At 46.1% G+C, this 11306-nt stretch carries 7 protein-coding genes, 1 tRNA gene and 1 pseudogene; 6 read left to right on the top strand and 3 right to left on the bottom strand.

The genetic code is table 11. The features are described from left to right. The first annotated feature begins 96 nt into the window (after window positions 1-96). Window positions 97-173 (top strand) — tRNA-Pro (locus CAG69_RS19390). 341 nt (window positions 174-514) lie between these two features. On the opposite strand, the gene CAG69_RS19395 is transcribed toward CAG69_RS19390, so the two are convergent. Then, window positions 515-1240, bottom strand: coding sequence for an HAD-IA family hydrolase (locus CAG69_RS19395; RefSeq protein WP_161445739.1), 726 nt, complete (start codon window positions 1238-1240; stop codon window positions 515-517). A 663-nt stretch (window positions 1241-1903) separates the two neighbouring features. Here CAG69_RS19395 and CAG69_RS19400 point away from each other — a divergent pair. The 5 genes from CAG69_RS19400 to CAG69_RS19420 all read left to right on the top strand — a co-directional run bounded on the left by CAG69_RS19400 (window position 1904) and on the right by CAG69_RS19420 (window position 8519). Next, window positions 1904-3619: a dipeptide ABC transporter ATP-binding protein gene (locus CAG69_RS19400; RefSeq protein WP_005379108.1), complete on the top strand. Its 1716-nt coding sequence runs from the start codon at window positions 1904-1906 to the stop codon at window positions 3617-3619. A 92-nt stretch (window positions 3620-3711) separates the two neighbouring features. Beyond that, window positions 3712-5265, top strand: coding sequence for an ABC transporter substrate-binding protein (locus CAG69_RS19405; RefSeq protein ID WP_161445741.1), 1554 nt, complete (start codon window positions 3712-3714; stop codon window positions 5263-5265). Window positions 5266-5411: 146 nt separating this feature from the next. Next, window positions 5412-6389: an ABC transporter permease gene (locus CAG69_RS19410; RefSeq protein ID WP_031780394.1), complete on the top strand. Its 978-nt coding sequence runs from the start codon at window positions 5412-5414 to the stop codon at window positions 6387-6389. Between the two features lie 2 nt (window positions 6390-6391). Next, window positions 6392-7348: an ABC transporter permease gene (locus CAG69_RS19415; RefSeq protein ID WP_005394358.1), complete on the top strand. Its 957-nt coding sequence runs from the start codon at window positions 6392-6394 to the stop codon at window positions 7346-7348. Between the two features lie 157 nt (window positions 7349-7505). Next, window positions 7506-8519 (top strand): SPOR domain-containing protein, encoded by a 1014-nt coding sequence (locus CAG69_RS19420; RefSeq protein ID WP_161445743.1) that lies wholly within the window; start codon window positions 7506-7508, stop codon window positions 8517-8519. Window positions 8520-8594: 75 nt separating this feature from the next. Here CAG69_RS19420 and CAG69_RS22350 read toward each other — a convergent pair whose 3' ends face one another. Continuing rightward, complete coding sequence (locus CAG69_RS22350; protein ID WP_012841245.1) at window positions 8595-8738, bottom strand: hypothetical protein; 144 nt, start codon at window positions 8736-8738, stop codon at window positions 8595-8597. Then, window positions 8728-11050: pseudogene (locus tag CAG69_RS19425) on the bottom strand (acid phosphatase). The gene CAG69_RS22350 and the pseudogene CAG69_RS19425 overlap by 11 nt, the downstream one beginning before the upstream one ends. Window positions 11051-11306 lie beyond the last annotated feature (256 nt).

Genomic DNA, 11306 nt, shown 5'->3' on the forward strand with positions numbered 1-11306 from the left:
CTATAGCTCAGTTGGTAGAGCCCCGGATTGTGATTCCGGTTGTCGCGAGTTCAAGTCTCGTTAGCCACCCCATTCTTTATTTAAAGAATATATGCTCGGTGAATAGCGCAGTTTGGTAGCGCATCTGGTTTGGGACCAGAGGGTCGGGGGTTCGAATCCCTCTTCACCGACCACTATTAGAAAGCCTGCTTTTTAGCAGGCTTTCGTCGTTTTAGAGTTTATGATCTCGCTTGGACGACTATTAGTCGACAGTATTTCAAAGGATTTGAACCCAGATGGGGGTTTGCCTGAAGTTATAATACGGCTCTTCACCGACCGCTATTTAGAGCCCCAGTCGAAAGGCTGGGGCTCTTTTGCATCTATCCTCTTAAAAGAATCTGCATTCGATTTCAATTTCACCAAAAGTGTACAGCTCTAGGGGCTTTTGACCACCAATGATCCAAATGCTTTTCGAGCTGACAAAATAAACCCCAGAACGACGTCTGGGGTTTTGTATTTTTCTAATCCACTACTTTTATTGGGCGAGTGTTTTAAGGATTTCTCTCAGCTCTACCGTTTCTTGGATTTCAAAATTTGGCGTTATATCTGTTGAGTTACTTGCGCCTGTCGCATTTACCCACACACTCAAAATGCCCATATTGTTAGCGCCTGCTATATCTGCTGGTAAAGAGTCGCCAATGTGTAGGGCTTCTTCTGGTTTTACTTCGACCAAGTCGAGCGCTTTTTGGAAAATGCTCGCAGCGGGCTTCTCTTCAGGCTCTTCCCCCCCCACAATAATATGGTCCACCCAGTCGCTCATCTGTGTCGCGCTGAGTTTAGGGTGTTGAGAAAAAATCGGGCCGTTAGTGATCACGACGAGTTTATAATGCTGACGAAGGTCGCTGAGCATTTCTTTTACACCAGGGAAGAAAGTAAACGCGCCCATACGTGCAGAGTCAAAGTAGTCTTGAGCTTGTTGAGCCTCTTCGGCATTAATGCTGACTCCGTGCTCCGCCAATATGTTTTGGATCAGGCCACAACGGAACGCGTTTTCATCAGGTAGCAGAGCCACAAGGTGAGGGAATTCCGCATTCAGCTTCTTGTACACACCCTGTAAGTAGCGCTGTAAAAAAGCTTGTGGTTCGGTAACTTGCGGGTAGGTCTTATGAATCCAAGTCGTAAACTTTTGTCCTGCAACTTTATCGGCTTGTGACGTCGCACATAAAGTCTCGTCCATATCAAAAAAAATCGCTCTAAGCACAGGGGCTCCTTTCATTTACAGCTTGGCTTCTAACATTGATTATCTATTATCCCACTCTCAATTGTGCCGTAAAGGGTTAAAACCGACGTGTTTCACCTACAATGGGAGAGTGATGGTAACCGCACTTTCTTTTGTTTAGTCAATAAACCGCTTAAGTGGCGCATAATCTGCGTTGGAGCAGGATTTGTGTGTTTTTGCTGTTTTGTTCACGTTTTGACCTATCCTTTCTCTTTCTAAGTTTGGCTTTTTATATTTGCCGACTATTTTATTAATAGTTTTTTATGTTGAAAAATTGCTTTTCGCATACGATATTGTTTGTTAAATGTTAATAATTACACATGAATAGTGTGGTTAATGGTCCTAGTTGGCTCGTGCTTATTTTTAGAGCATTTTTCTAGTTTTATAGGTGCATGGCGCACAAAAATAGTGTGATATGAAAATGGTTAAATACTTGTTAATGCATTTTTATTCGCTCATTGTGCGTTTATTTAATGTTTTCTCGGCGGAATATACTTTAATTGTTGCTTTTTTGTGTAATTTTTGCCAAATTGTTTCCGCATTAAGATTTCAGAGTATTATTCTGAATTTGAACGGATTCATTCAGGTGATGAATGGTGCCTTTGGCGCGATTCGATACCACAGACAAGGCAGTAGAGGTCTGAAATGTCACTATTAGAAGTGAAAAACCTTCGTATTGAATACCCATCCCGACACGGCGTTCACGCTGCCGTGAAGTCACTTTCTTTTCATATTGAACGTGGTGAAATCGTGGGTGTTGTTGGCGAATCAGGTGCGGGTAAATCCACCGTTGGTAACGCCGTTATTGATTTGCTTAGCCCTCCAGGTCGCGTTGCTAGCGGCGATGTTTTCTTGGATGGAGAAAAAATTTCTGGTTTATCACCAGAAGCGATGCGTAAGGTTCGCGGATCGAAGATTGGTTTTATTTTCCAAGATCCAATGACCTCACTTAACCCACTTTTTACGGTTGAGCAGCAGCTGAAAGAGACGATCCACGCCAACATGAAAGTCTCTGATGAAGAGGCGTATCAGCGTGCACTTTCTCTGATGCAGCAAGTTGGCATCCCGCAGCCAGAAAACCGCTTGAAACAATACCCACACCAATTTTCTGGTGGTATGCGTCAGCGTGTCGTCATTGCGATTGCTTTGGCTGGTGAGCCAGATCTGATCATCGCCGATGAGCCAACCACGGCACTGGACGTATCAATCCAAGACCAAATCCTCAACTTGATCCGAGAATTGTGTATCAAGAATAATGTCGGCTGTATGCTGGTTACTCACGATATGGGTGTGGTCTCCAACGTCACCGACCGCGTCGCGGTAATGTATCGTGGTGACTTGGTGGAGTTTGGGCCAACAGCCAAAGTGTTGGGCGATCCTGATCACTCCTATACTCGCAGCCTAATTTCAGCCGTTCCACGTTCAGACAGAAAGCTAGATCGCTTCCCTTTGGTCAGCTACATCGAAGAAGCGGCAGAAATGGAGCCACTCGACATCAAGAATCACTGGCTAGGACAAAGCCAGGATGAGCGCGAGTACACAGGCCCGCTTTTAGACGTGAAGAACGTTAATCTACGCTTTGTCACCAAAGACTCTTTATTTGAAAGCCGTCGCGAATACGTGCAGGCATCCAATAATGTGAGCTTTGAAGTGCATGAAGGCGAAACCTTTGGTTTGGTGGGTGAGTCTGGCTCTGGTAAATCAACCATTGCGCGAGTTATTGCTGGTTTATACCAACCTAACTCTGGTCAGGTGAAGTTTGAGGGTATTGACCTGACAGCTTTAACCTCTGAGAAAGAACGCCGCCCAATGCGTCGTCAGATGCAGATGGTGTTCCAAAACCCGTATACCTCAATGAACCCTCGTATGAAGGTATTCGATATTATTGCTGAGCCAATCCGTTTTCATAAACTGACGAAAAACGAGTCGGAAACTCGCCAAATCGTGAATGACCTATTGGATCATGTTGGTTTGGGTCGCATGGCTGGGCTTAAGTATCCTCATGAATTCTCCGGTGGTCAGCGTCAGCGTATTTCTATTGCGCGTGCGTTGGCGACTCGTCCTCGACTTTTGATTTGTGATGAACCGACCTCAGCACTGGACGTATCGGTACAGGCACAAATTCTAAACTTGCTGAAAGATCTGCAAAGTGAGCTGAACTTGACTATGTTGTTTATCAGCCACGATTTACCTGTTATTCGTCAGATGTGTGACCGAGTAGGTGTGATGCAAATGGGTACACTGTTAGAAGTGGCACCAACAGAACAGTTATTCACGGCACCTCAACACGAATACAGCAAAAAATTGATTTCTCTGATGCCGGAGTTTACTGGCTTGCGAGAAGAGATCGAAACGGCATAAACCAAGCAATTCGCTTGGCTAACCTTTAGTCATAACAAAGACGCAAACACAACAACAAGGGATCCGTATCCCCGCATGAAGGAGTTATGCAAATGAAAACCATGAAAAGCAAATTAGCAGTGGCGCTAATGGCTGCGGGCCTAAGCTTTAACGCAATGGCAGCAGATATCAAAGTTGGCTATGCAGCTGACCCAGTATCGCTTGACCCACATGAGCAGCTATCAGGTGGCACACTGCAAATGTCACACATGGTATTTGATCCGTTGGTTCGCTTTACTCAAAAAATGGATTTCGAGCCTCGCCTAGCAGAAAGCTGGGAACGTATTAACGATACGACTGTTCGTTTCAAACTGCGTGAAGGTGTGAAATTCCATTCTGGCAATACTCTAACGGCTGACGACGTCGTGTGGACGTTCCAGCGTTTACAAAGCTCTCCTGACTTTAAAAACATCTTCGACCCGTACGAAAAAATCGTCAAAGTTGACGACAACACGTTCGATCTTGTAACTAAAGGTCCTTACCCACTAGTGCTGCAAACCGCAACGTACATTTTCCCAATGGACAGCAAGTTCTACACTGGCAAAACTGCGGACGGCAAAGACAAGTCTGAGTTAGTGAAGCACGGTAACTCATTTGCATCGACTAACGTATCTGGCACGGGTCCATTCATTGTGACTTCACGTGAGCAGGGCGTAAAAGTGGAATTTGAACGCTTTAAAGATTACTGGGACAAAGAGTCGAAAGGTAATGTTGATAAGCTAACGCTTGTGCCAATCAAAGAAGACGCAACTCGTGTAGCAGCGCTGCTTTCTGGCGGTGTAGACATGATTCACCCAGTAGCGCCAAACGACCACAAACGCGTTGAAGATGCTGACGGCATCGACCTAGTCACGCTGCCTGGTACTCGTATCATCACGTTCCAACTAAACCAAAACAGCAACGAAGCATTGAAAGACGTTCGCGTTCGCCAAGCGATTGTTCACGCAATCAATAACGAAGGTATCGTGAAGAAAATCATGAAAGGCTTCGCTACTGCAGCTGGTCAGCAGAGTCCAACTGGCTACGTTGGTCACGATGACAAACTCGTTCCTCGCTACGATTTGAAGAAAGCGAAAGAACTGATGAAAGAAGCGGGTTACGAAAACGGCCTGACGCTAACGATGATTGCGCCAAACAACCGTTACGTAAACGATGCGAAAGTAGCGCAAGCGGCAGCGGCAATGTTGTCTAAGATTGGCATCAAGGTTGATCTGAAAACTATGCCAAAAGCGCAATACTGGCCTGAGTTTGATAAGTGTGCGGCAGACATGCTGATGATCGGTTGGCACTCGGATACAGAGGACTCGGCAAACTTCAACGAGTTCCTAACCATGACTCGTAACGAAGAAACCGGTCGTGGTCAGTACAACTGTGGTCACTACTCAAACCCAGAAATGGACAAAGTGGTTGAAGCTGCAAACGTAGAGACGGACCCTGCGAAACGTGCAGCAATGCTGAAAGGTGTCGAAGCGACGCTATACAACGATGCCGCATTCGTACCGCTACACTGGCAAAGTGAAGCGTGGGGCGCGAAGTCTAACGTGAAAGCCGCAGACATCGTGAACCCAATGGTAATGCCTTACTTTGGCGACCTAGTTGTCGAGTAATCATACTTAGTCATGACAGAGAGGGGCGCCAGTCCTTCTCTGTTTTCGACACTTGGCTCGGTTTTGTTTCAGTCGGATTGAGCCAGTTTTACAGACTGAATTTTCTCTCTAAGTTTAGAGATCTATGGATAGTTAAGGGGCAAGGAATGTTTTCGTTTCTGGTCAAGCGCCTGTTTCAGGCACTGATAGTGATGTTTGTGATCAGTTTGGTGGCGTTTGCCATTCAGGACAACCTGGGTGATCCGCTGCGTGAGCTTGTAGGTCAGTCGGTTTCGGAATCGGAGCGCCAAGCGCTACGCGACGAATTGGGCCTGAACGATCCCTTTATCACAAAGTACACGCGCTTTGTGGGTAATGCACTGCAAGGTGATTTGGGTACATCATACTTTTTCAAGCGACCTGCGGTTGAGGTGATCCTCGATAAGCTGGTGGCAACATTAGAGCTCGTGTTTGGCGCGACGCTCATTATTATCGTTTTCTCTATACCACTCGGGGTGTATTCCGCGATTCACCCGAAGAGTGTTTTTACCAAATTTGTTATGGCGATGAGTAGTGTCGGCATCTCGATTCCGGTGTTCCTAACCGCAATCATGCTGATGTACGTCTTCTCCATCGAACTCGGCTGGCTGCCTTCCTACGGACGAGGTGAAACCGCTAACGTGCTTGGTTGGGAATCTGGCTTCTTTACCATCGATGGTATTAAGCACCTTATCCTGCCGTGTATTGCGCTAGCGTCTATCATGCTGCCGTTGTTCATCCGTCTGGTACGTTCAGAAATGCTGGAAGTACTGAGCTCGGAATACATTAAGTTCGCCAAAGCAAAAGGTTTGAACTTACAAAAGATTTATTACCAACATGCACTTAAGAACACCATGCTGCCAGTACTGACGGTAGGTGGCGTGCAGATTGGTACCATGGTGGCTTACACCATCCTAACCGAAACCGTATTCCAGTGGCCGGGTACAGGCTTTCTTTTCCTAGAGGCAATCAACCGTGTCGATACACCGTTGATCACAGCTTACGTTATCTTTGTTGGTCTGATTTTCGTGGTAACCAATACCATCGTTGATTTGCTGTACGGCATCATCAACCCAACTGTGAACTTAACTGGAAAAGGAGCTTAATCATGAGCCAATCAAATGTAACACCAGCTCCTGAAGCCGCTCCATCTGCATGGCAGCGTTTTAAAGAGTCGGACTTCTTGTATTACTTCAAGCGCGACAAAGTGGCGATGGCAAGTTTTACGGTCTTTATGATGTTCTTAGTGTTGGCATTAGCTGCGCCAATTCTAGCTCCGACTGACCCGTATGATCTAACGTCTATCGACATCATGGATTCAGAGCTACCACCGTCTTGGATGGAAGAGGGCGATGAGCGTTTTGTTCTTGGTACTGATGAGCAAGGCCGTGATATTTTATCGACCATTCTTTACGGTTCTCGTTTGTCTTTGACGATCGGCTTTTTAGCCGTCGGTCTTCAGTTGATTCTGGGTATCATCATTGGTTTGTCGGCGGGTTACTTCGGTGGTCGTATCGATAGCTTCTTGATGCGCTTTGCGGATGTTCAACTATCGTTCTCAACCATGATGGTGGCGATCATCGTATCGGCTATTTTCAAAGCCAGCTTTGGCAGCGATTTTTACAGCCAATATGCGGTGGTGATGCTGGTGGTGATCATCGGTGTGGCGGAATGGCCACAATACGCACGTACAATTCGAGCCTCAGTATTGGCTGAGAAGAAAAAGGAATACGTAGAAGCGGCACGTGTGATGGGCTTTAAAGCGCCACGCATTATGTTCCGCCATATTTTGCCGAACTGTCTGTCACCCATTTTGGTTATCTCTACGGTACAGGTGGCAAACGCCATTATGTCGGAAGCGGCGCTTTCTTTCCTTGGTTTGGGGTTACCGGTTGATCAACCTTCTCTCGGTGCACTAATTAGCATCGGCTTTAACTACATTTTCTCTGGTGCGTGGTGGATTACTGCTTTCCCTGGCATTGTGTTGGTCACACTGGTATTGGTGATTAACCTCTTAGGTGACTGGTTACGCGATGTATTTAACCCGAAACTGTACAAAGGTTAAGAATTTTCCCGCCAAGCGTTGTAAATTCGCTTAATTCCTTCCTAAACTGAGAGCCGGATGCAAATTCCGGCTCTTTTTTTGCTAGTTATTCTTTGTTCACATTTTTTTGGCGCTTTGCCGCCATAATGACCTTACCCACTAATTTAGAGTGAAGTGTATGGAAATGAAGAAGGCACAACACCCATCTCGTATCTTCCAAGCAAGCCTAGCTTTCGGCTTGTTGCTGGTATGCGCCCAGTTTTCTAGCCCAGTATCGGCGGAGGAGTTCCTTTGCCAAGCTACTCAAGCGAGCGAGAAAGAACTGCCGATGCTTGAGAAAACGTGCCCAATTGGTAACGGAGTATGGGGAAAGAAAGTGCCGCAAGGAGGCAACTACCTCTACTGGATTCAATGCGGATTACTACCAAAGCCAATGTCACTCGCGAAAGCAAAGCCGCTTTACAGCAAGATTACGACTGACGTGTGGATGAAGCCGGAGTCCAAAGGTTATCGCTGTTTGATTGGGCCTTACAAAGCTCTGTCTGATGCGAGAGGGGATTTGCGAGGAGTCAAAACCTTGTCGAATTACAAAGAGGCGTTCATCCGCGTGGTTGGAAAAGAGAATAAACAGTCTACGACACCATCTAAACCCGCTGTGCCGTCGAAATCAGCCGCATCTTCGGTTAAGCCAACACCGACGGTGACCCCGAAATCCGCGCCAGTTCCTGCCGTGCGAGCTGATACCGACGCCTTTACAGCGCCGGCAGAGAAGTCAAAGACCAAGGTAAAAAATACACGTGATAATTCTTCGTCCAAGCCTGTTGCTAAGACCAAAGCGAAGCCAGTTGTAAGCGGGAATGATGACATTGAAGTTCGGTTGAGAACCTCCTTACAAGGCAAAACGTACGTGGTGCCATACTTACTCGACCACCACAATCAGTTTTACATGGAATACGGCAAGCCGTGGAATCGTCTCAACTACGAAAACTCGCAAAAAGTATGTCAGCAACTGGGTATGAGCTTAGCCAGCCCTGCAGAATTCAAAGTGTTGAGGGCGTCTGGTGTGATGGAAAAAAATCAATGGCCACTGCAACTGCCGTATTGGGGCAAAGGTAAGAAAGGTTTGTTCGCAGATCGTGAGCCAAACCAGCTCACCGGAACCTCATTATTGAACGTGGTGTGCGTGAAATAACGACCCAAATATTGCGGTCAAAAGATAGAAGAAAGCCCCGAGTTCGGGGCTTTTTTGCGGTCTCAAATATTATCGCTATTTGAGTGGCGTTTCTTTGTGACAGTTAGAGCAGATATACACTTCTTTGATGCCGACCAAGCGTTCCCAAAGCGTTCTGCGTCTTCTACGCAAATGCACGCTATCACAGCAAGGGTTAACGATGGTTGCTTTAGTCATCATCGCCAGGCTCCAAAATCGGGAGCGAACTCGCGATGCTTGTCATGACTTCTTTGTTGTGAGAGTACAGACCATATTCCGGCGCGGATTCATGACCGTTTTGCTCTTTACTCCAACGAATACCGATGTAGAAGTCACCAAAATCACGGTTGATGTAACGATGACGAGTTTTGTAATCTGACTCTGAGCCTGTTTCTTTTAGAATCAGCAGCTCACGGCCTTCATCACTCTGGATTTCCCAGTTACCTGGAGTTTGGAATCCTGTTGGCATGAACGACGTGTAGTTGTAAGTATCAGCGTCGTACTCGTACGTACCTGACGAGTATTTCAGGACTTTGTCGTCGCCCGAGCCTTTACTTTCTACCATCAAGTCATGCTCTACCGTGCCGTGTTTGATGTGTTCTGCAACCGAAAGTGATTCTGCGAATGGTGTATTGCTTGAATCCATCCAGAACAGCTCATCATTTGAGATTTTAACGATCATCTGAGTGCCGTTATGCTCGGTTGTGTGCTGGTACAGCATTTCATACTCTTCGCCATAGCTGTTGTATAGCTTGCCGTCTTTCAGCTCGACGTCTTCACAGTCTTTATTATGGTATTCCGCGTAACCAGTTTGTTGGTCCAGATCGGCAAGAATAGCGTAGGCATCGTGTTCCCATGTGTTTTCTAGGAAGTCGCTGATGCTCGCTTTGTACTCTTGATTCATCTCATCATGGTTTGAGCCCCAGCAGAATAGTAGGCCTTCAGAGTCTTGCATCAACATGGCATAGCCAATTTCACCGTCTTTTTGTGCAAAGCTACCCATTTTCCACTCTTGACCGTTGAAGTGCTCGTGAGTGAAGCCCAAAGTCGGTACTACTGGTGGTGGCGTTACGCCTTCGATAACCGTTGGCATGCTAAGCGCAATCTGTACCGCGGTATGGCCATCTGTTGCGCTAATCGCAAGTGCTGCACCAGCTTCGCTCGCTTTTGTCGGTGTGCCTTTAATGGTGACAATCGCATTACCATCCTCAGATACTGTTAGACCTTCAATGTCCACATAGTCCGCTGAGTAGTCGGTGATATGACCGTCTTTATCTTGGAACAAGCTAGAAATATCGAGCGTTTGTTCAAATACTTCACCTTGTTGTAGGTACCAACCATCAACGATGGACTGTAGATGCGCTTGTTCTGTTTCTACAACCATTGGTGGTAAGTTTGCCGATTCGATTTCGAACTTAAACACGGTGCTTACCGTACTCAAAACCTTACCTGAAGAATCAATGTCTTGCGCCGTTAGGACGATCTCAAAATCACCAGCTTTTTCTACGATAGCAGTCGGATATAGAACAATCAGATTGCCAGTTTGCGCAACTTCAATGCCTGTGCCTGCTAAGTTGTGCGTCAGTTTGGTTGTCACAAGGTTTTGGTCTTTGTCCGTGAACAGACCTTCGATGTTTAGTTCAACGCCATCAAAGCCTACGCCTTGTACGATTTTTGGTAATTTGCCAAGCTTATCTTTAGCAGCCTCTTCGACGGTTTCGTTTACGGTTAGCTTGTTATTGATTGCCGTTTCAGGTGCTAAGTTGTCGCTATTTGGGGTCGCGTCAGTGATGATTGGGCGTAGGCTTGCATCATTGATGTTTTCGCCGGATGCGATAAGACGATCGACTTCTTGGTTTGCTGCTTGAGCAAATTTAGTGGCCTTTTTCTCGTAGTTAGCTGGGTTTTGCGCTTTTGAGTCGGTCAGAATCTGAGCGGTTTTATGTAGTTCGGCGTTTTTTGTCGCACCTTCAACAAAATCACTGTACAGATCAATTGGTGCTTCTTCTGAGCCTCCTAGCGCTTGGTTTACCTTGGCTTTTGCGTCTTCTTCACTAATGGATGGATCTTTTGCCATTTCAATCGCAACAAGGTCTGTGATAGGTGAAATCACGTTTGACGATGTTGGTGCACGGAACACGATTTCGTGGGCCATGGCTTGGCCTGGATGATCCATATCAACCGTGTATTTGCCAGCGTACTCTTTAGCATCCAAAGCGATAAGCTGTTTCTGCTTTGCTCCGTTTGGTGTAATGGTCTGCAGTGCTAGAGTGTTTTCTGGTTTTGCATCCAATTTAAGCTGACCTTTCTCATCGGTCAGACCAAGGAATGTTTCTTGAGTGTCCCATTGGCCGTTGTTGTTCGTATCTTCAAAAACAACTGCATGTTTGAAGTAGCCGTCAAAGCCTGTGATCACAACACCGTTGTTAGCACTGTTTGAACCCACCATCTGAACCGCCACAGCCAGTAAGAGCGATAGCCACTGACGCTGCTAATAAACTCACCTTATTCATTATTCATTTGTCCTTGTTTCGTTTCCGAATGAGAAAGTCGCTTTTTTATTGTTTTTATCTTTCAATCTCACTAGTGAGATTGAAGAGAGTGGTGTCTTTTTAATGACTATTGAGCCTAGGTTCAAGACACGAAAAACCGCACAAAACCCGTAAAATTTATTTCTATTTTTTGTCTATGATGGAAAATTGATAATTTGATCACGGTTCCAGTTTTATTTTGGGGATGATTGTTTTGTCAAAATAACCACCTGTAAAG

Source organism: Vibrio sp. V43_P6S15P86, assembly GCF_009904725.1.
Taxonomy (GTDB): Bacteria; Pseudomonadota; Gammaproteobacteria; order Enterobacterales; family Vibrionaceae; genus Vibrio; species Vibrio diabolicus.